This window comes from Fulvimonas soli (assembly GCF_003148905.1).
In the GTDB taxonomy this organism is placed as follows: Bacteria; Pseudomonadota; Gammaproteobacteria; order Xanthomonadales; family Rhodanobacteraceae; genus Fulvimonas; species Fulvimonas soli.
The window spans coordinates 40,746-60,999 of record NZ_QGHC01000014.1 but is presented as its reverse complement, the minus strand read 5'-3'; the positions used below and the strand labels follow the sequence as shown (position 1 = coordinate 60,999).

The following is a 20,254-nucleotide window of genomic DNA, read 5'->3' as shown; positions in this document are numbered from 1 at the left end:
GCGGCGCCCCGCGCCGCCGCACGCCTGCCCGGCGGCGGAGGGCTGAGATGGAGTTCTGGTCGCTGCCCGGCAATTCGCAGAAGCTCGACGGCGGGGCGATGTTCGGCAACGCGCCGAAGGCGCTGTGGTCGCGCTGGATCGCGCCGGACGAGCAGAACCGCATCCCGCTGGCCTGCCGCTGCCTGCTGGTGAAGGACCTGGACGGCCGCAACGTGCTGTTCGAGACCGGCATCGGCGCGTTCTTCGAGCCGGCGCTGCGCGAGCGCTACGGCGTGATGGAGGAGCGCCACGTGCTGCTCGGCTCGCTCGCCGCGGCGGGCCTCGCGCACGAGGACATCGACGCGGTGGTGCTCTCGCACCTGCACTTCGACCACGCCGGCGGCCTGCTCGCCGCATGGGAGGAGGGCCGGCCGCCGCGGCTACTGTTCCCCAACGCGCGCTACCTGGTCGGCGCGGCGCACTGGCGGCGCGCGCTCGACCCGCACCCGCGCGACCGCGCCTCGTTCATCCCCGAGCTGCCGGCGCTGCTGGAAGCCAGCGGGCGGCTGGAGCTGGTCGAGGGCGCGCACTCGGCCACCCTGGGCGGGGCGGTGCGCTTCCACTATTCGGACGGCCATACGCCGGGGCTGATGCTGGCCGAGGTGGGCGGCGTGGTGTTCTGCGCCGACCTGATCCCCGGCCGTCCCTGGGTGCACCTGCCGATCACCATGGGCTACGACCGCTACCCCGAGGCGCTGATCGAGGAGAAGCGCGCCTTCCTGGACGACAAGCTGGCGCGCGGCGTGCGGCTGTTCTTCACCCACGACCACGAGTGCGCGCTGGCGCGGCCGGTGCGCGACGCGCGCGGCCGCTACGGCACCGCCGACGAGCGCGGCGCGCTGGCCGGCGAAACCCTGGCGGAGGCCGGATGAGCCGGGGGGCGGCGGTGGGCGGGCTGACCCTGCGGCTGGCCGGCGCGCTGCTGCTGCTGGCCGGCGCGGGGCTGGGCGCGCTGACCGAGCGCGGCCTGCTGCTCCACCGCGTCGCCGCCGAGCGCCACGGCGGCCAGGTGGTCGACGCCGACGACGCCTCGCCCACCGCGGACCTGCGCGGGCGGATGGTGCGCGTGGCCGGGCCGCTGCAGGTGGCGCGGCCGCCGCGCGACGCGCAGTTCGGCCTGCAGGCGGCGGTGCCGGTGCTGGTGCGCCGGGTGGAGATGTTCCAGTGGCGCGAGGTGAACATCGGCGGCGACGTGCACTACGAGCTCGACTGGGTCGACCATCCGATCGACGCCACCGACTTCCGCCATCCGCCCGGCCACGTCAATCCCGGCCCGTTCCCGATCCAGGGCGCCCGCTTCGAGGCCGGCGAGGTGCGCGTGGGCGGCTTCCGCCTGGACCCGGCGCTGGTCAGGGCACTGCCCGGCAGCGAGACGGTGTCGCCGGCGGCGGCGCAGCTGCCGCCCAACCTCGCCGCCAGCTTCAGCCGCGCCGGCGACTACCTGGTGACCAGCGCCAACCCGCGCGACCCGAAGCTGGGCGACCTGCGGGTGAGCTGGGAGGCGGTGCCGGCGCAGGTGGTGACGGTGTTCGCGCGTCCGGACGGCGACACGCTGGCGCCGGCCGCCGACGCGCCGGACGGCAAGGGCTACGACGTGCAGGTGGGCGAGCGCGCGCTGGTCGACGTGCTGCCGGACGTGCCCACGCCGCCGGAATTCGTGACGTCGCGGCGCATCCTCGCCGTGCTGCTGGCGGCGGCGGGCAGCCTGCTGCTGCTGCTCGGCCAGCGCCGTCGCGCCGACGGCCTGCTGGCGCTGGCGATGGGCGCGGGCCTGGTCGGCGCGATCGCCGCGGTGCTGTGGCTGGGCCACGACCTGCAGTTGATGCTGGCCTGGCTGGGGCTGGCCGTGCTGGGCGCGGCCGTGGCGGCCTGGCGGGTGCGCCGCGCCGGCTGAGGCGGCGCGGCCGGCGGTCAGTTCGGCGTCGGGTCGGCGTGGGCGTAGACCTGGTCGGCCCACTGGGTCGCTTCCAGGTAGATGCCGGCCAGGCGCTGGATGCGCTGCGGGGGCTGGCCGCCGAGCGTGCCGCTCTCCCAGGCGTTGATCTGCTCCAGCAGCGCGGCGTAGGGGCCGCGCTTCTCCACCAGCGCCTCGCGGATCTCCGGCATCAGCGGCAGGTGCTCCAGCACGAACTCCATCGGCGCGCACATCAGCGTGTCCAGCAGCGAGAACAGGCCGGCGGTGAAGGCCAGCTCGCGGCGGTCGCGCGGCATGCCGTCGGCCTCGGCCAGCTGCTCGCACATGTGCGCGCGGATCAGCGCGGCGCGCAGCAGCTCCGGCGGGCGGTCGTCCATGCCGCCCAGCGCCATGGTGTAGATCCAGTTGCGCATGCGGGTGACGCCGAAGAAGATCGCCGCCTGCTGCACCGACTTGAGCTGCCGCGGCAGGCCGAAGTAGGCCGAGTTCACGCAGGACAGCAGCTTGTAGCTCAGCACCGCGTCGTTGCGGATGATCTCGCCCAGCTCGACCGGCCCGGGGTTGTTCTCGCCCAGCGCGCGCATCAGGCGCAGGATGCTCAGCCGGTTGGCCGACAGCACCGGCACCTCGACCTGGTCGGGCAGGAACAGGTAGCGGCCCTGGATGGCGTGCAACGGCAGCGCCAGGCAGCGCTGGTAGGTGGGGTGGTCGTCGACCTGGCCGGCGATCACCCAGATGCCGCGCTCGTGCAGGCGCTCGCTGCGCTCGCGCAGCTCGTCGGGCGACAGGCGGCTGGCGTCCAGGCGCACGAACTGCACCATCTGCAGCATCGCCTCGATGCGCGCGCTGCCCTGCAGCGGCGCGTCGCCGGCGTCGAGCAGCAGCAGGCAGCCGCGCTGGGCCATCTGGCGCAGACGCTCCATCAGCGGCGCGTCGTCGGCGGCCTCGGGGCGGACCACCACGCCGAAGCGCGGCTGGTGCATCAGCACGTCGGTCTGCTCCAGCAGCAGCTCGCGCGAGAGGGTGAGGAAGGTGCGGCTGCCGCGCACCAGGCGGGTCAGCGCGCCGTCGGTGATGGTGGACAGCACGCGCTGCATCAGCGCCTGCTCGTCGCCGGCGTCGGGCTGGAACACGATCTCGTAGGCGAACAGCTGGCGCTCGTGGTCCAGCATCGGGATGCGCACGGCCGGCAGCGGGAGGTCGTTGGCGTTGGCGACGGGAGAGGCGGGGCGGGAGGAGAGGGCGGGTTCGCTCATCATGGTCTGTCGTCGTCTGCCGGGTGGGCCCGCCGCGGCGGCTGGCCGCGCTGCTTCGGTGTGGCTGGTTGCTGCGTTCAGGCCTGGGCGAGCACCTGCGAGCGCGTGGCCGCGCGCAGCTCGCCGCCGCGGCCGTAGACGCCGTCGCCGGCGGGTTCGCCGGTCAGCACCGCCAGCGCGCGGCGCACCTGCGCCAGGCGCTGGCCGGCCAGCGCGCCATTCTGCTGGTTGCGCTCGCGGCACACAGCCAGCGCGTCGAGCGTCGCGCGCCAGGCCGGCCGCAGGCGCTCGGCGCCGGCCGGGGTGGCGGCGGCCAGCTGCACGCGCTCGGCGTCGTACTGTTCCAGCTGCTGCATCAGGGACTGCTTGCGCGCGCCGATCCGGTCGATCGCCTCGACGTCGGCGCCGGCCAGCGCCTCGCGCTCGGCCTCCAGCACCGCGGCCAGCTCGGTCGCGGCCAGGCGCATGTCCTCGACCGTGGCGGCGAGGGCGGCGTCCAGCTCGGCCTGCGCGCGCGGGTTCATGCCTTGTCCGTGCCCTTGGCGCCGCCCAGCTGCGCGTCCAGCGCCAGCATGCCGTCGGCGATGCGCGCGGGGTTGACCTGGTAGCTGCCGTCGGCCAGCGCCTGGCGGATCTTCTCCACCTTCTGGCTGTCGATCGCGGCGGCGTCGCCGGTGCGCGCGGCCTCCTGCAGGGCGCGGGCCGAATCGGTCAGCTTGACCCGGTCGTCCGTCCTGGCCGCGCCGCCCGTGCCATCGCTGCCGCCGACGGCGGCATTGCCCTGCTGCGCCGGGGCGTTGCCCTGGCCGGCCGGCGCCTGCGGGAGCTTGGGCAGGCCGTTGTTCTGGATGGTGGTGTTCATCGGTCCGTTCTCGGTACGTGATTGGCCCTGTCCCTGAGGGAATCGGCCGGTCGGCGGGGAACTTTAGCGGTCGGGAACATCAGGGCAGCGCCACGGTCTGGCCGGGGGCGCGCACCACGGCGTCGACCACCCGGCCGGAGCTGCCGTTGCGCACCCGCAGGCGGGCGCCGCTGTCGCCGCTGCCCAAGGCTATACCCTCGGCGCGCACGGCGATGCCGTCCAGCTCGGCGAGCAGCTCCACGCGGTCGCCGGCGCGCACCATCTGGCGGCCGCCCAGCGCGGCCGGGGTCAGCACGCTGCCGGCCATCAGCGGGCGCGCCAGGGTGCGTTCGGCCACCTGGTCCATGGATTCGACGTAGCCGTAGCCGAGCCGGGTGACGTCGCGCTCCTCGGCGTGCACGTCGCCGGCGGCGATGCCGTCGCCGCGCCGCAGCGGCCGACTGGCCACCAGCACCTGGCGGTACAGCCGGAGCTGCACCGGCACGCGCACGCTCCAGCCGCCGGGGACGGGGCAGCGCACCAGCACGCTCATCCGCGGCGCCGGGCGGGCCGCGGGCGGCAGGCCGGCGGCCAGCGGGGCCGGGCAGTCGGCCAGCTGCAGGCGCGGGTCGAGCGGGGCGGCGTCCGCCTCCACCCGGCTGCCGGGCTGCGCGTAGTAGTGGCGCAGCCAGTTGGCGGCGAAGGCGCGCGCCGCGCCGGCGGACCCGGCCGCGGCCGGCGCGGCGGCCAGCAGCAGGGCGAGGGCGGCGGCGGGGCGCGGGCCGGCCATGTCAGTCCGTGGCGTCCGCCAGCAGGGCGGCGAGCTGGCTGATCAGCGCCTCGCGCTCGGCCTCCAGCTGCTGCGAGACCTGGGCGGCCTGGTCGAGCTTGCCCTCGCAGAGCAGGCCGACGAAGGCGCTGCCCTGCTCGTCCAGGCGGGCGCCGGCGGCGTCGAGCGCCGCGGCGGCGGGATGGCCGGCGTGGCGCGCGGTGAGCCGCGCCAGGGTGCGGCGCAGCGCGCCGGTGTCGAACCAGCGGCGGTCCAGCGAAGAGGGTTCCTGCAGTGCCAGCTCCATCGCCTGGCGGATGCCCTGCGCGGACTCGCGCACGGCCAGGCTGAGGCTGGCCGTGTCGTCGCCGCTGTGGTGGTCCAGCCAGTCCAGCGCGAGGCGGTGGGCGAGCAGGGCGGCGCGGTGCATCGCCTCGGCCTGCCGGCGCGCCTCGGTGCCGCGGCGCTGCAAGGCGCCCAGCGCGGCCTGCGCGCCGGTGGCGCGGGCGTGCTGGGCGTCCTGGCTGCGCTGCAGCACGGCGACCCGCTCGCTGGCCAGGCGCACCGCGCCCTCGCTGTCGCGCTGGGTGGCGCCGGCCTGGTCCAGCCCGGCCTGGGCGCGCTCGAGCCGGCGCAGGCCCTGCTGCACGTCGCCGTCCAGCTGCAGCGAGAAGTCGCCGATGGAGCCGGTGACGGTCTCGATCTCGGTGGTGGTCTGCGCGGTCTTCTCGGCCAGCTGCTTGACCTCGTCGGCGACCACCGCGAAGCCGCGGCCGGCCTCGCCGGCGCGCGCCGCCTCGATCGCGGCGTTGAGCGCGACCAGGTTGGTCTGGTGGGCGATCTCCTGCACCGCGCCGGTGAGCTTGCGGATCTGCTCGACCCGCTCGGCCAGCCGGCTCTGGTTGCGGTTCATCGCCGACAGCGCGCTGCGCAGCAGGCGCAGCTGGCCGTCCAGCTCGCTGATGCTGGCGCCGCTGGCGTGGCTGGCCTGGCCGGCGTTGCCCAGCGCGGCGGCGACCTGGGCCAGCGCCGTCGAGATTCCGGCGCTGCCGTCCGTCAAGCGGCCGACGCTGTCGCGGCTTTCCTGCGCCGACTTGTCCAGCGCGGCCTGCTCGCGGGCCAGCTGCCCGGCGGCGTTGAGCACCAGCGCCTGCTGCTCCAGCGCGTGCAGCGCCACGGCGGCCGGGCCGCGCGGGGCGACCGCGGCGAGCAGCGGCGCCAGCGCCCGCGCCGCGGCGGGATGGCGGCGGGTCAGCGCGGCGAGCTGCGCCTCGTCGCCGGCGGCCGCGGCACGGGCGATGGCGGCGATGTGCTGGCTCCAGATCAGGCTCATGCAGGGAAAGGTCTCTGGCTGTGCGGTCCTGCACGGGATCGGCGGCAGGGGGCGAAACTTGAGAAGCAAGGCGTGTGCCATGGGGGCTTTGTCGCGGGGCCTTTTGAATAGTGGTTCTTGCGGCGCCTCCGCACTCGTTCGTCGCCCCGGCGCGGGCCGGGGCCCAGGGCGACATGGCTCGATTGTCGCCTGGCGTTCCGGTTTGCTTGTTCAAGCGCTGCGGCACGGGTCCGCCTTCGGCGGGGTTTCGCCCGCCCGCCTGCCGGCGGGCGGGCTACTTCTCTTTGCTTGCCCACGCGCGCGCTTGGAGCGCGAGCGAACGGCGAAGCCGGCCCGAAGGGCGGAGGGCAGGATGCCCGGAGTAAAGATGCAGTAGCCAAGAGAAAAGGCCCCCCGATGGCGCGCCTCCCGGGCGTCCCCGGATCAAGTCCGGGGCAGGCTCTGCCCGGAAGGTGCGCGGGTGGGCGGCGGGGTTTTTCGACGGGGCTCCTGCCCCGACGAAAAACTGGCCCGCCTCCCTGCGGGCCACCCTCCGGGCTGGTCCGCCGCCCACCCGCCGCGGCATAGGGGCCCCGAAAGAGCAGCGTGCTTCCTTGCGCGCACTCCTCACGCTCGCTGCGCGAGCGAGAAGCGAGGGGTGGGCGGATCAGGGCGGGACTTTCGGATGCGCCGCGCCTTGCCCCCTCTCCCCTCCGGGGAGAGGGCCGGGGTGAGGGGCCGGGTGTGCGACAAACGCTCAAGCCCACCGCCCGCCCGGCCGATATGCCGGCGTGCCCGCACCGCGGGCGATGGAGAGGAAAGGGCATGAGCAGTGCCGCGCTGCTGGACAACGTGGAGCGCCAGACCCGCCTGGCCGGGCACAACCGGGTGGCGATGCTGCTGTTCCGGCTGGGCGACGCGCAGCTGTTCGGCATCAACGTGTTCAAGGTGCGCGAGGTGATGCGCCGCCCGCCGCTGGAGCGCATGCCCGGCGCGCACGCGCTCGTCGCCGGCAGCTGCGACTACCGCGGCCAGACCATCCCGGTGATCGACCTGGCCGCGGCGGTGGGCTACCCGCCGCTGCGCGACGAGCCGGGCGCGCACCTGATGGTCACCGAGTTCAGCCGCTCGGTGCAGGGTTTCCTGGTCGCCGACCTGCAGCGCATGGTGCATTGCGACGGCGACTCGCTCAGCGCGCCGAGCGCGGCGCTGGGCTTCGGCCCGCGGGTGAACGCGGTGACCCGGGTGGACGGCGCGCTGGTCGCGGTGATCGACGTGGAGCACGTGCTGGCCAGCATCGACGCCGCGCCGCGCGAGCTGTCGGCGCAGATGCAGCGCAGCGCCAGCGCGCACCCGCTGCATCCGCGCCGCGTGCTGGTGGCGGACGACTCGCTGATCGCGCGGCGCCAGCTGGTCAACCTGTTCAAGCAGATGAACATCGAGTGCGTGGTGGCGCAGGACGGCCGCGAGGCGCTCGACCGGCTCAACGCGCTGGCCGACGCGCCGGAGGACGAGCGCGTGAACCTGGTGGTGTCCGACATCGAGATGCCCCAGCTGGACGGCTACGCGCTGACCCGCGCGATCCGCGAGACGCCCGCGCTGCGCCGCCTGAAGGTGGTGCTGCACAGCTCGCTGAGCGGGGTGTTCAACGAGGCGATCGTGCGCGAGGTGGGCGCCGACCGCTTCGTCGCCAAGTTCCAGCCGGATGTGCTGGCGCAGGCGGTGATCGAGTTGTTGCCGGTGCCTTCGGATTGATGCTGGTGGGGGGGCCTAGGGTTCGATAGGGCTTGTGCGGGCGGTTTCCGGTGGGCTTTTGGCGCCTGCCGGTGGGGCTTGCCGCGGTTGAGTCGCCTGCGGCGGGTTTCGGTCGCCTGCCGGCGACCCAATCACTCTCGATGGGTTTACGCCGCCGAACGGTGAGTGCCGATGCTTGCGCCCCGCATTCCATGCGAGCGTGCCGCGGCTGGGTCGCCTGCGGCGGGTTTCGGTCGCCTGCCGGCGACCGAGCTACTTTTCTTTGGGCCAGCAAAGCAAGGAAACTCGCTGGCCGGCAGGCCAGCGAAACCCGCCGTAGGCGTCCCAATCGCGGTAGTCCCCATTCAGGGCCGGCCCTGAACCGGCTCCCGAGCGAACCCGGCCCCCGGACGAGCGCGCCGGAAAACCGTCGCCGAGGCGTCACGCCGCCGCCACGGCAACCGCCAGCGCCCGCGCAAAGCGAGGCGCGGCAAGGCCTCGCGGCCCCGTGGCACACAACTTGCTCCAGCCCCCGTGCGGACCGTTATCGGCCACGCGGAGGCAAACATGAGCGCATCCCTCGACAACCTGTTCGGCATCCATACCGCCGCGCTCGACCTGTGGCAGCGGCGCAGCGAGGTGCTGGCCGACAACCTGGCCAACGCCGACACGCCAGGCTACCTCGCGCGCGACATCGATTTCCGCAAGGCGCTGCAGTCGGCGAGCGGGCAGGGCGAGGGGCTGGCGCTGGCCGCGCCGACGTCCGGCCGGACGATCGACCCCGCCGCGCAGGCCGCCGATGCGCTGGCCTGGCGCGTGCCGACCCAGCCGAGCATGGACGGCAACACCGTCGACGCCCAGGTCGAGCAGGCCGCCTTCGCCGGCAACACGGTGCACTACCAGGCCAGCCTGAGCTTCATCACCGCGCAGATCCACATGCTGCGCACGGCCCTGAGCGGAGACCAGTGATGTCCCTGTTCAAGATCTTCGATATCGCCGGCAGCGGCATGGCCGCGCAGTCGCTGCGGCTGAACACGGTGGCCAGCAACCTGGCCAACGCCGACAGCGTGAGCGGCAGCGCCGACACCGCCTACCGCGCCAAGGAGCCGCTGTTCGCCGCGATCCACCGCCGCGAGCTGGGCCAGCCGCGCAGCGAGGCCGAGGCCGAGGCCGGCGACGGCGTGCGGACGGTGGGCATCACCGAGAGCCAGCTGCCGGTGCAGTCGCGCTACGAGCCGGGCAACCCGCTGGCCGACGCCGACGGCTATGTCTACGGCAGCAACGTCAACCCGGTGGACGAGCTGGTGAACATGATCTCCGCCTCGCGCACCTACCAGAACAACGTCGAGGTCATGAACAGCGCCAAGCAGCTCATGCTCAAGACCCTCGACCTCGGCAAGTGAGCGCAGGCGCCATGACCACAGTGAACAACACCACCGGCAGCACCACGGGCAGCGCCGCGAGCGCCACCGCCGCGGCGCTCGGCAGCACGATGAGCCAGGCGGACTTCCTGAAGCTGCTGACCACGCAGCTGCAGACGCAGGACCCGACCAACCCGCTGGACAACTCGCAGTTCGTCTCGCAGCTGGCGCAGTTCAGCCAGCTCGCCTCCACACAGGACCTCAACACCAGCGTCAACAACCTGGCCAGCCAGATCACCAGCGCGCTGCAGACCTCGCAGGTGCTGGGCTCGGCCGGGCTGGTCGGGCGCCAGGTGCTGGTGCCCGCCGACAGCATCGGCTACGCCGGCAGCGCGGTCGGCGGAGCGGCCAGCGTGGTCGACGCGGGCGACGTGCGTGTGGTGATCAAGGACGGCACCGGCAAGACGGTGCGCACGCTGGACCTGGGCGTGCAGCAGCCGGGCCTGGCGCAGTTCAGCTGGGACGGCAAGGACGACGACGGCAACCCCGTCGCCGCCGGCACCTACAGCATGAGCGCGAGCGCCGGCGACGGCGGCAGCGCGCTCTCCACCTACCTCGCCGGCACGGTCAGCGGCGTGGGCTACGGCGGCAGCGACGTGGGCACCTACGTGCAGGTCGCGGGCGTGGGCGGCGTGCCGCTCAGCGCGATCGCGCAGATCAACTGACCACCGCGTCCATCCAACCTTCCGAGGAACCCGAAGCATGGCTCTCAACCAGGCGCTCAGCGGCATCAACGCGGCCCAGTCCGACCTCAACGTCATCGCCAACAACATCGCCAACGCGAACACCACCGGCTTCAAGGGCTCGCGCGCCGAGTTCGCCGACATCTACGCCGTCACCGGCATCAACCTGGGCGCCACCGCGGTGGGCAGCGGCACGCGCCTGGCCGACGTGGCGCAGCAGTTCGCCCAGGGCGACATCGAGACCACCGGCAACAGCCTGGACCTCGCGCTGAGCGGCAACGGCTTCTTCGTGGTGAACACCGGCAACGGCTACGCCTACACGCGCGCCGGCGCCTTCCACCAGGACAACGCGGGCAACGTGGTCACCACCGAGGGCTACAAGCTGCAGGTGTACCCGTACAGCGCGGCCAGCGGCGGCTTCGACAGCAGCACGCTGACCAGCCTGAACCTGGTCACGCCGCAGAGCTCGGCCAAGGCCACCACCGGCGCCACCATCGCCTCCAACCTGCCGGCCGACGCCACCGCGCCGACCAATGCGTTCAGCACCACCGACCCGGCCAGCTACAACAACTCCACCACCTTCACCGTGTACGACTCGCTGGGCACCGCGCACCAGGCCACCGCGTACTACGTGAAGACCGGCACCAACGCCTGGGACGTGCACCTGTACGTGGACGGCCACGACGCCGGCACGCAGGCGCTCACCTTCACCTCCGCCGGCGCGCTGGCCACGCCGGCCAGCGGCAGCCTGGGCTTCGCCAGCGTGGACTACGGCAACGGCGCCGACCCGCAGGCGCTGACCATCAACTTCGCCAAGACCACGCAGTACGGCGCCGACTACGCCGCCGGCACGATCAGCCAGGACGGCTACACCGCCGGCGCGCTGGCCTCGATCGACATCGACAGCACCGGCATCGTCACCGCCAACTACTCCAACGGCCAGAGCAGCAAGATCGGCCAGCTGGCGATCGCCAACTTCCAGAACCTGCAGGGCCTGCGCCAGCTCGGCAACGCCAGCTGGATGTCCAGCACCGAGTCGGGCACCGCGGTGATGGGCACGGCCGGCTCCGGCCAGTACGGCACCATCCAGTCCGGCGCGCTGGAGGAGTCCAACACCAGCGACACCACCGAGCAGCTGGTCAGCATGATCAAGGCGCAGCGCGACTACCAGGCCAACGCGCAGGTGCTGTCCACCGACAACACGCTGGCCTCCACGCTGTTCAACGCCGTCTCCAGGTAAGCGCACGGGTAGCCGCCCATGGACCGTTCCGTCTACATCGCGATGACCGGGGCCACGCAGATCATGCGGGCCCAGGACGTGGTGAGCCACAACCTGGCCAACGCCTCCACCACCGGCTTCAAGAGCGAGCTGGATGCGTTCCGCAGCCTGCCGGTGCTCGGCCCCGGCAGTCCCACGCGCATCAACGCGGTGGCGCAAGGGCTCGGCCGCGACGACGCGCAGGGCTCGATGCAGCACACCGGGCGCGCGCTGGACGTGGCGGTGCGCGGGCCGGGCTGGATCGCGGTGCAGGCGCCCGACGGCAGCGAGGCGTACACCCGCGCGGGCGACCTCAGGCTCACCGCCGACGGCATGCTCACCGACGCCGCCGGCAACCCGGTGCTGGGCAACGGCGGGCCGATCAACATTCCCGACAGCACGCAGATCAGCATCGGCGACGACGGCACCATCTCCACCGTGCCGCTGGGGCAGGGGCCGAACACGCTGACCCAGGTGGACCGCATCAAGCTGGTCAACCCCGACCCGGCGCAACTCGCCAAGGGCGCCGACGGCCTGATGCACCTGGCCGGCGGCGGCGTCGCCGATGCCGACGCCACGGTGCAGCTCGCGCCGGAGACGCTGGAGGGCAGCAACGTCAACCCCTCGTCCGAGCTGGTGCGGATGATCGCCCTGTCGCGCCAGTACGAGATGCAGGTGCGCTCGATCAAGACCGCCGAGGACGACGCCGACGCCGGCGCCAAGCTGCTGCAGGCGAGCTGAGTCCATCCATATCTAGCGGAGCCATCCGATGTTCTCCTCCCTCTGGATCGCCAAGACCGGCCTCGATGCGCAGCAGACGCGCATGGACGCCATCTCCAACAACCTGGCCAACGCCAGCACCACCGGCTACAAGGCCTCGCGCCCGGCGTTCCAGGACCTGATGTACCAGAACAAGGGCCAGCCCGGCGGGCAGACCACCGAGCAGACGCAGTCGCCCTCGGGCCTGCTGATGGGCACCGGCGTGCGCGTGGTGAGCAACGAGAAGCTGTTCACCCAGGGCTCGGTGACGCAGACCGGCAACTCGCTGGACGTGGCGATCCAGGGCCGCGGCTTCCTGCAGGTGTCGATGCCCGACGGCACGGTGGCGTACACCCGCGACGGCTCGCTGCACACCGACTCCAACGGCCAGCTGGTCACCGCCGACGGCTACCCGATCGAGCCGGCGATCACCCTGCCGGCCAACGTGCAGAGCATCACCATCGGCAGCGACGGCACGGTCAGCGCCACCGCCAGCGGCTCCACCACGCCGGTGCAGGTGGGCACGCTGCAGCTGGCCGACTTCGTCAACCCGGCCGGCCTGCAGTCGATGGGCCAGAACCTGTACCTGGAGACCGCCGCCAGCGGCACCGCGCAGACCGGCCAGGCCGGCCTCAACGGCATGGGCACGCTGCTGCAGGGTTCGCTGGAGTCCTCCAACGTCAACGTGGTGGAGGAGATGGTCAACATGATCGAGACCCAGCGCACCTACGAGATGAACTCCAAGTCGATCAGCGCCGTCGACGACATGCTGCAGACCATCACCAACAAGACCTGAGCCCTCGCCATGCGCATCCTTCCAGCGATCATGCGTCTCGCCCTGGCCGCCGCCGCGGCCGCGCTCGCCGGCTGCGCCGGCATGCCGGCGGCGCGCGACGACGCGCAGTGGGCGCCCACGCTGCCCGCCGAGGCCGCCGCGCCGCCGCCGGCCGATGGCGCGATCTACCACGAGGCGCAGAACATGGAGCTGTTCGCCGACCCGCGCGCGCACCGCGCCGGCGACATCCTCACCATCGTGCTGGTGGAGAGCACGCAGGCCAGCAAGAAGGCCAGCACCAGCACCAGCAAGACCGACAAGACCGCGCTGGACGCGCCGACCATCCTCGGCCACACGCTGCACGTGGGCGGCAAGGACGCGGACATCGCCACCGGCGGCGACCGCAGCTTCGACGGCACCGGCTCCAGCAGCCAGAGCAACCAGCTCACCGGCGAGATCACCGTGACCGTGGCGCAGCGCCTGGCCAACGGCAACCTGCTGGTGAAGGGCGAGAAGTGGCTGACCATCAACCAGGGCCAGGAGCTGGTGCGCATCGCCGGCATCGTGCGCCCGCAGGACATCGGCCAGGACAACACCATCGAGTCGACGCGGGTGGCCGACGCCAAGATCACCTACACCGGCCGCGGCACCCTGGCCGACGCCAACACGCAGGGCTGGCTGTCGCGTTTCTTCAACTCCAAGTGGATGCCCTTTTGAATGAAGCTCCCTAGGACAAAGCTCCATAGGACCATTCCGCTCATGGGCGCGTGGGAGCCGGAGCGTGCGAACCCGCACGGCGCGTTCGCCCCTTCTCCCCGCCGGGGAGAGGGTTGGGATGAGGGGGCGCCCTCGCGCGGCCCCGCTTCCGCTCCCTTTCCCCTGCGGGGAGAGGGCCGGGGTGAGGGGCCGGTCGTCGCGTCCGGTCCCACTCTCGCGCGTCGCGCTTTTCCTTCCCCCTTGCGCCGCCTGTCCGACCTCTTGCGCAAGCGCCGCCCCTCGGCCCAGCCCGCTCCCCGCAGGGGAGAGGGCGCAAGGCGCGCGGCGGCGCTGGCGCTGTGCGCGCTGCTCGCCGGCGCCGCCCACGCCGACAAGATCCGCGACCTCGCCTCGGTCGGCGGCGTGCGCAGCAACCAGCTGATCGGCTACGGCCTGGTGGTGGGCCTGGACGGCTCCGGCGACCAGACCACGCAGGCGCCGTTCACCACGCAGAGCCTGGAGAACATGCTGCAGCAGTTCGGCATCACCGTGCCGGCCAGCGCGCGGCCGCAGCTGAAGAACGCCGCCGCGGTGACCATCACCGCCGAGCTGCCGCCGTTCGCCAAGCCGGGGCAGGTGATCGACGTCACCGTGGCCTCGATCGGCAACGCCAAGAGCATCCGCGGCGGCGAGCTGCTGATGGCCCCGCTGCGCGGCGCCGACGGCAACGTCTACGCCATCGCGCAGGGCAGCGTGGTGGTCGGCGGCGTCAGCGCGCAGGGCAGGAGCGGCTCCAGCGTGCAGGTGAACATCTCCGCCAGCGGGCGCATCCCCAACGGCGCCACGGTGGAGCGCAGCGTGCCGTCCTCCTTCGCCGGCGGCGGCGACCTGACGCTCAACCTCAACACGCCCGACTTCACCACCGCCGCGCGCGTGGCGCGGGCGATCAACCAGGCCTACGGCGCCGGCACCGCGCAGGCGGTGGACGGCGCCACCATCGCCGTGCGCGGCCCGCAGGACCCGGCGCAGAAGGTGGCCTGGCTGGGCGCGATCCAGGACCTGGACGTGACGCCGGGCGAGGCCCCGGCGCGCGTGGTGGTCAACTCGCGCACCGGCACGGTGGTGATCGGCTCGGACGTGCGGGTGACCGCCGCCGCGGTGGCGCACGGCTCGATCCAGGTCTCGATCAGCGAGCAGCCGCAGGTCAGCCAGCCGGCGCCGTTCTCGCGCGGGCAGACCGCGGTGGTGCCGAGCAGCGACGTGCAGATCAGCGAGAACGGCGGCCACATGTTCAAGTTCGGCCCCGGCGTGAGCCTGGACACCATCGTGCGCGCGGTGAACCAGGTGGGCGCCGCGCCCAGCGACCTGATCTCGATCCTGCAGGCGCTCAAGCAGGCCGGCGCGCTGCACGCGGAGCTGGTGGTGATCTGACGATGGCCACGCCGCTGGACAGCGCCCTGCAGAACGTCGGCACCTGGACCGAGCTGTCCGGGTTCAATGCGTTGCGCGGCGCCGCCCGGAACGACGGCCAGGCCGCGCTGCCGGCGGTGGCCAGGCAGTTCGAGTCGATCTTCACCCAGATGATGCTCAAGTCGATGCGCGAGGCCAACGCGAGCTTCGGCGACGGCATCGGCGACAGCCAGGCCGGCGACGCCTGGCGCGACATGTTCGACCAGCAGCTCGCGCTCAACCTGTCCGGCGCCGGCAAGGGCCTGGGCATCGCCGAGATGCTGGTGCGCCAGCTCGGCGGCAAGGTGGCCGGCGCGCTGGGCGGCCAGGACGGCGCCGCCGGCGCCCCGGTCGCCGCGTCCGGCACGTCCGCCTCCGGTGGCGCGGCGGCGGACGGCGACGACGGGCTCGGCGACCTCGACGCCATGCCGGCCAGCGCCGACCAGTTCCAGCGGCGCCTGGCCGCGGTGGTCGAGGCCGGCAAGGCGGTCGGGCAGAGCGCGATGAAGTGGCTGCCGCAGGACGCGCAGGAGTTCGTGCACGCGCTGGCGCCCTACGCGCAGATCGCGGCGAGGAAGCTCGGCCTTTCCGTGCGCACGGTGCTGGCGCAGGCCGCGCTGGAGACGCAGTGGGGCAAGCACATGCCGCGCGCGGCCAACGGCGCCACCAGCTTCAACCTGTTCGGCATCAAGGCCGGCGGGAGCTGGGACGGCAAGAAGGTGAGCGTGCCCACGGTGGAGTTCGAGGACGGCGTGGCGGTGCGCCGGCGCGCGCAGTTCCGCGCCTACGACTCGCCGGCGCAGGCCTTCGCCGACTACGCCGAGCTGATCGGCTCCAACCCGCGCTACGCGCAGGCGCGCGGCCACGGCGACGACGTGCGCGGCTTCGCCCACGCGCTGGTCAGGGGCGGCTACGCCACCGATCCGGCCTACGCCGAGAAGATCACCGCCATCGCCAACAGCGATGCCATGCGCGAGGCGCTGGCCTCGCTCAAGGACGCTTCGCTCAAGAACGCGGCCGGCCTGCCGACCGAGTGACCGTCACCCGAGGAATCCCCTTCGCATGTCCAGCCTGTTCAGCATCGGCACCTCCGGCCTCACCGCCGCGCAACTGGGCCTGAAGACGGTGGGCAACAACATCGCCAACGCCGGCACCGACGGCTACAGCCGGCAGAGCATCGTGCAGGTGGACCGCCTCGGGCAGAGCAACAGCCGCTACACCATCGGCAGCGGCGTCGACGTGGTCGCGGTGCAGCGCGCCTACAGCCAGTACCTCACCACCGCGCTGTGGAGCGGCAACAGCAGCCTGCAGGGCGCCACCACCTACAACGACCTCGCCACCACGCTCAACGGCCTGCTGAAGAACAGCGGCGACCTGCAGGGCGCGCTGGACGACTTCTACGCCGGCTTCAGCGACGTGGCCAACGCGCCCAGCGACAAGGGCTCGCGCCAGGCGCTGCTCGGCGACGCGGCCGCGGTCTCGATGGTGTTCAACACGCTGGGCAGCCAGCTCGACCAGCAGCGCGGGCAGATCAACACGCAGATCGCCAGCACCATCGACGGCATCGACACCACGGTCAAGCAGATCGCCGCGCTCAACCTGAAGATCAGCCAGGCCGGCGGCACCTCGCCGAACGACCTGCTCGACCAGCGCGACAGCCTGGTCAAGCAGCTGGCCGGCTACGTCGGCATCACCACCGCCAGCCAGCCCGACGGCACCCTCAGCGTCTACGCCAGCTCCGGCCAGGTGCTGGTCAGCGGCGGCTACTCTTACGGCTTCCAGGCCGGCACCGACCCCTACGACGCCAGCCGCACGGTGGTGCTCGACCCGAACGGCAACGACATCTCCGCCCGGCTCAGCGGCGGCACCCTCGGCGCGCTGCTGGACTACCGCAGCAACGTGCTGGACCCGGCGCAGAACAAGCTGGGCCAGGCGGCCATCGCGCTGGCCGGCAGCGTCAACGCGCAGCAGGCCAGGGGCCTGGACCTCGACGGCAACCAGGGCGGCGCGATCTTCGGCGTGCCCGCGCCGCAGGTCGGCGCCGCCAGCGGCAACGCCGGCAACGCGACGGTCGGCGCGGCGATCAGCGACATCGGCGCGCTCACCGGCGCGGACTACGTGCTCAGCTACACCGGCAGCACCACCGCGCCCTCGGCCAACGGCTGGACGCTGTCCACCACCGGCGGGCAGAGCGTGGCGCTGACCGCCAACCCCGACGGCACGCTGTCCGCCGACGGCCTCACCCTGACCGTGTCCGGCACGGCCCAGGTCGGCGACAGCTACCAGATCCGCCCCACCCGCGGCGCCGCCGGCGGGCTGGCGGTGACGATGACCGACCCGTCCGGGATCGCCGCCGCCGCGGCGCTGAAGGCCGGCGCCGCGAGCGGCAACGCCGGCAGCGCCGCGGTGGCCGCGGTGGGCGTGCAGGACGGCGGCGACGCCGACCTGTTCGCCGGCGCCACCATCGCCTTCACCTCGGCCACCGACTACACGATCACCGACGGCGCGGGCAACACGGTCAGCGGCACCTACGCCAGCGGCACGCCGATCGTCTTCGACGGCTGGAGCCTCACCCTCACCGGCACGCCCGCCGCCGGCGACGGCTTCACCGTGGGCAGGAACAGCGACGGCCTCAACGACAACAGCAACGCGCTGGACCTGGCCGCGCTGGCCGACCAGGGCGTGCTGGACGGCGGCAAGACCTCGGTGGTGCGCGCCTACGCCGACCTCACCAACCAGATCGGCACCGCCGGCAGCATCGCCAGCAGCAACCTCGCCACCCAGACCAGCCTGTACGACCAGGCCGCCGGCGCGCAGCAGAGCGCCGCCGGCGTGAACCTGGACGAGGAGGCCGCCAGCCTCATCAAGTACCAGCAGGCCTACCAGGCCTCGGCGCAGGTGATCGCCACCGCGCAGACGCTGTTCGCCAGCCTCATCACCGCGATCCAGGGGTAACGCGCATGATCCGCCTGTCCACCAGCTGGATGTACCAGCAGTCGCTGACCACCATGCTCGGCCAGCAGAGCGCGGTGAACGCCACGCAGAACCAGGTGACCAGCGGCAAGCGCATCGACCTGGCCTCGGACGATCCGGGCGGCGCCGCGCAGGTGGTCTCGCTCGACCACGTCATCGCCAGCACGGCGCAGTACTCGGCCAACATCGATGCCGCCAACACGCGGCTGTCCACCGAGAGCAACACGCTCACCTCGTTCAACGCGCTGCTCGACCAGGCGCGCTCGCTGGCGGTGCAGGGCATCAACGGCACGCTGTCGGCCTCCGACCGCAAGGACATGGCCACCCAGCTCACGCAGATCCGCGCGCAGCTGGTGCAGCTGGCCAACACCACCGACGCCAGCGGCATCGCGCTGTTCGCCGGCACCAGCAGCACCACCCAGCCGTTCGTGCTCAACGCCGACGGCACGGTGAGCTACGTGGGCAACGGCACGGCGCAGATGAGCGCGATCGGCAGCGGCCTGCGCCTGCCCAACAGCGATCCGGGCGACGCGCTGTTCATGGACCTGCCGATGGGCAACGGCGCCTTCGTCGCCGGCGCGGCCGCCGGCAACGCCGGCACCCTGCTGGTGGGCGCCACCAGCGTGAGCGACAGCGCCGCCTGGCAGGCCGCCAGCGCGGCCGGGCCGGTGGACTACCAGATCAGCTTCGATGCCGCCGGCAACTGGACCGCCACCGACGCCAACAACGGCAACGCGGTGGTCGCCAGCGGCAGCTACCAGGACGGCGGCAGCATCAGCTTCAACGGCCTGTCCATCGCGCTCAGCGGCACGCCCGCCGCCGGCGACACGGTGAGCGTCGAGTCCGGGCAGACCCAGGACGTGTTCGCCACGCTGGGCAACATGATCGACGCGCTCAACGACGACAGCCTGGGCAACACCCAGCTCAGCAACGCGATGAGCCGGCAGATCGAGTCGATCGACCGCGCGCAGGACAGCGTGCTCGCCGCGCAGACCGACATCGGCGGCCGTCTGGACCGGCTGAGCCAGCAGAAGAGCACCTACGCCGACCTCACGCTGACCTACCAGACCACGCTCTCCAGCGTGCAGGACACCGACATGGCCAGCGCCATCAGCAGCCTGATGCTGCAGTCCACGGCGCTGCAGGCCTCGCAGCAGACCTTCGCGAAGGTGCAGTCGACGAGCCTGTTCGATTACCTGAAGTGATGGGGACCGCATGACGAGCGCCGCCAGCCTCCCCGATGCCGTCCGTGCCGCCGCGCCGCTGCCGGACGTCGTGCCGGTCAACGATCTGGGCCGCCACATCGCGCCCTTGCGGCCGTGCCTGCAGGAAGCCGCCGGGCAGGTGATCGCCAGCGGCCATTTCGTGCTGGGGCCGCAGGTCCGCGCCTTCGAGGCGGCGTTCGCCGACTACTGCGGCGTCGCCGAGGTCGTCGGCGTGGCCAACGGGACCGATGCGCTCGAGCTGGCGCTGCGCGCGCTCGGCGTCGCCGGAGGCGACAAGGTGCTCATGGTTGCCAACGCCGGCATGTACGGCGCCACCGCGGCGCTGGCCTGCGGCGCGGCGCCCTGCTACGTGGACGTGGATGCGGCGACCGCGACCATGAGCCCGCTGCATCTGGAGCAGCGGTTGCGGCGGGGTGGCGACAGGCCGGCGGCGATCGTCGTCACCCACCTGTACGGTCGCCTGGCCGACATGCCGCGCCTGCTCGACGTGGCGCGCGCCTACGGCGTTCCCGTGGTCGAGGACTGCGCGCAGGCGCACGGCGCCCGGGGCGAGGACGGCCGCCGCGCCGGAAGCTACGGCGACGCGGCCTGCTTCAGCTTCTATCCGACCAAGAACCTCGGCGCGCTCGGCGACGGCGGCGCCGTCGCCACGAACGACCCGGCCCTGGCCGGGCGCGTGCGCCGGCTGCGCCAGTACGGCTGGTCGTCGAAATACCGCAACGAGCTGGGAGGCGGGCGCAACAGCCGGCTCGACGAGCTGCAGGCGGCCTTCCTGCGCGTGATGCTGCCCCTGCTGGACGGCTGGAACGCCCGCCGCCGGGGGATCGCGCAGGCGTACTCCCGCGGCATCGTCCACCCGGAGATCCAGGTGCCGGCCATCGATGGCCCCGGCCACGTCGCGCACCTGTACGTGGTGCGCTGCGCCCGGCGCGCGGAACTCCAGGCGCATCTCGCGCGCTGCGGCGTCGCCAGCGAGGTGCATTACCCGCTCGCCGACACGCAGCAGGCGGTGCTGGCGCATGCCGGGCCGATGCCGGCGCTGCCGGCCACCGAGGCGCTGTGCGGCAGCGTGCTGTCGCTGCCCTGCTTTCCCGAGCTTGACGACGCGGAAGTGGCGAAGGTGATCGAGGCCTGCAACGCCTGGTGAG

20 protein-coding genes are annotated in these 20,254 nt (G+C 72.8%); 15 read left to right on the top strand and 5 right to left on the bottom strand.

Going from position 1 to position 20,254, the window contains the following annotated elements; translation table 11 throughout:
• Positions 1-47 precede the first annotated feature (47 nt).
• On the top strand, positions 48-911 hold the full coding sequence (locus C7456_RS14845; protein ID WP_109724588.1) for an MBL fold metallo-hydrolase: 864 nt from the start codon (positions 48-50) through the stop codon (positions 909-911).
• Positions 908-1,933, top strand: a complete 1,026-nt coding sequence (locus tag C7456_RS14840) for a TMEM43 family protein (protein ID WP_109724587.1) — start codon at positions 908-910, stop codon at positions 1,931-1,933. Before C7456_RS14845 ends, C7456_RS14840 begins: the two co-directional genes overlap by 4 nt.
• 17 nt (positions 1,934-1,950) lie before the next feature.
• On the opposite strand, the gene C7456_RS14835 is transcribed toward C7456_RS14840, so the two are convergent.
• The 5 genes from C7456_RS14835 to C7456_RS14815 all read right to left on the bottom strand — a co-directional run bounded on the left by C7456_RS14835 (position 1,951) and on the right by C7456_RS14815 (position 6,153).
• Positions 1,951-3,210 carry an EAL and HDOD domain-containing protein gene (locus C7456_RS14835; RefSeq protein ID WP_245889891.1) on the bottom strand — a complete coding sequence of 420 codons (1,260 nt, stop codon included), beginning with the start codon at positions 3,208-3,210 and terminating at the stop codon, positions 1,951-1,953.
• A gap of 77 nt (positions 3,211-3,287) precedes the next feature.
• Entirely contained in the window at positions 3,288-3,734 is a 447-nt protein-coding gene (locus C7456_RS14830; protein WP_109724585.1) for a flagella synthesis protein FlgN, read from the bottom strand.
• Positions 3,731-4,072, bottom strand: a complete 342-nt coding sequence (flgM, locus tag C7456_RS14825) for a flagellar biosynthesis anti-sigma factor FlgM (protein ID WP_109724584.1) — start codon at positions 4,070-4,072, stop codon at positions 3,731-3,733. Before flgM ends, C7456_RS14830 begins: the two co-directional genes overlap by 4 nt.
• A 79-nt stretch (positions 4,073-4,151) precedes the next feature.
• Entirely contained in the window at positions 4,152-4,841 is a 690-nt protein-coding gene (gene flgA, locus C7456_RS14820; protein ID WP_109724583.1) for a flagellar basal body P-ring formation chaperone FlgA, read from the bottom strand.
• Between the two features lies 1 nt (position 4,842).
• Complete coding sequence (locus C7456_RS14815) at positions 4,843-6,153, bottom strand: methyl-accepting chemotaxis protein (protein WP_109724582.1); 1,311 nt, start codon at positions 6,151-6,153, stop codon at positions 4,843-4,845.
• An 804-nt stretch (positions 6,154-6,957) separates the two neighbouring features.
• Between C7456_RS14815 and C7456_RS14810 the strand changes: the two genes are divergently transcribed.
• The 13 genes from C7456_RS14810 to C7456_RS14750 all read left to right on the top strand — a co-directional run bounded on the left by C7456_RS14810 (position 6,958) and on the right by C7456_RS14750 (position 20,253).
• Positions 6,958-7,887: a chemotaxis protein gene (locus C7456_RS14810; RefSeq protein ID WP_109724581.1), complete on the top strand. Its 930-nt coding sequence runs from the start codon at positions 6,958-6,960 to the stop codon at positions 7,885-7,887.
• Between the two features lie 546 nt (positions 7,888-8,433).
• Positions 8,434-8,835 carry a flagellar basal body rod protein FlgB gene (gene flgB / locus C7456_RS14805; protein ID WP_109724580.1) on the top strand — a complete coding sequence of 134 codons (402 nt, stop codon included), beginning with the start codon at positions 8,434-8,436 and terminating at the stop codon, positions 8,833-8,835.
• Positions 8,835-9,269: a flagellar basal body rod protein FlgC gene (flgC, locus tag C7456_RS14800; protein WP_109724579.1), complete on the top strand. Its 435-nt coding sequence runs from the start codon at positions 8,835-8,837 to the stop codon at positions 9,267-9,269. The genes flgB and flgC overlap by 1 nt, the downstream gene beginning before the upstream one ends.
• Before the next feature lie 11 nt (positions 9,270-9,280).
• Positions 9,281-9,952 carry a flagellar hook assembly protein FlgD gene (locus C7456_RS14795; RefSeq protein ID WP_109724599.1) on the top strand — a complete coding sequence of 224 codons (672 nt, stop codon included), beginning with the start codon at positions 9,281-9,283 and terminating at the stop codon, positions 9,950-9,952.
• A gap of 37 nt (positions 9,953-9,989) precedes the next feature.
• Positions 9,990-11,210 carry a flagellar hook protein FlgE gene (flgE, locus tag C7456_RS14790; RefSeq protein WP_109724578.1) on the top strand — a complete coding sequence of 407 codons (1,221 nt, stop codon included), beginning with the start codon at positions 9,990-9,992 and terminating at the stop codon, positions 11,208-11,210.
• An 18-nt stretch (positions 11,211-11,228) separates the two neighbouring features.
• On the top strand, positions 11,229-11,969 hold the full coding sequence (gene flgF, locus C7456_RS14785; RefSeq protein ID WP_109724577.1) for a flagellar basal-body rod protein FlgF: 741 nt from the start codon (positions 11,229-11,231) through the stop codon (positions 11,967-11,969).
• A gap of 28 nt (positions 11,970-11,997) precedes the next feature.
• Complete coding sequence (flgG, locus tag C7456_RS14780; protein ID WP_109724576.1) at positions 11,998-12,783, top strand: flagellar basal-body rod protein FlgG; 786 nt, start codon at positions 11,998-12,000, stop codon at positions 12,781-12,783.
• A 9-nt stretch (positions 12,784-12,792) separates the two neighbouring features.
• Positions 12,793-13,479 (top strand): flagellar basal body L-ring protein FlgH, encoded by a 687-nt coding sequence (flgH, locus tag C7456_RS14775; RefSeq protein ID WP_109724575.1) that lies wholly within the window; start codon positions 12,793-12,795, stop codon positions 13,477-13,479.
• A 330-nt stretch (positions 13,480-13,809) separates the two neighbouring features.
• On the top strand, positions 13,810-14,889 hold the full coding sequence (locus C7456_RS14770; protein WP_109724598.1) for a flagellar basal body P-ring protein FlgI: 1,080 nt from the start codon (positions 13,810-13,812) through the stop codon (positions 14,887-14,889).
• A 2-nt stretch (positions 14,890-14,891) separates the two neighbouring features.
• Entirely contained in the window at positions 14,892-15,944 is a 1,053-nt protein-coding gene (flgJ, locus tag C7456_RS14765; RefSeq protein ID WP_109724574.1) for a flagellar assembly peptidoglycan hydrolase FlgJ, read from the top strand.
• A gap of 25 nt (positions 15,945-15,969) precedes the next feature.
• Positions 15,970-17,862 (top strand): flagellar hook-associated protein FlgK, encoded by a 1,893-nt coding sequence (gene flgK, locus C7456_RS14760; protein ID WP_109724573.1) that lies wholly within the window; start codon positions 15,970-15,972, stop codon positions 17,860-17,862.
• A gap of 5 nt (positions 17,863-17,867) precedes the next feature.
• The gene (gene flgL, locus C7456_RS14755; protein WP_245889890.1) at positions 17,868-19,085 is read left to right on the top strand and encodes a flagellar hook-associated protein FlgL; all 1,218 of its coding nucleotides are present in this window, start codon (positions 17,868-17,870) and stop codon (positions 19,083-19,085) included.
• Between the two features lie 58 nt (positions 19,086-19,143).
• The gene (locus C7456_RS14750; RefSeq protein ID WP_109724596.1) at positions 19,144-20,253 is read left to right on the top strand and encodes a DegT/DnrJ/EryC1/StrS family aminotransferase; all 1,110 of its coding nucleotides are present in this window, start codon (positions 19,144-19,146) and stop codon (positions 20,251-20,253) included.
• Position 20,254 lies beyond the last annotated feature (1 nt).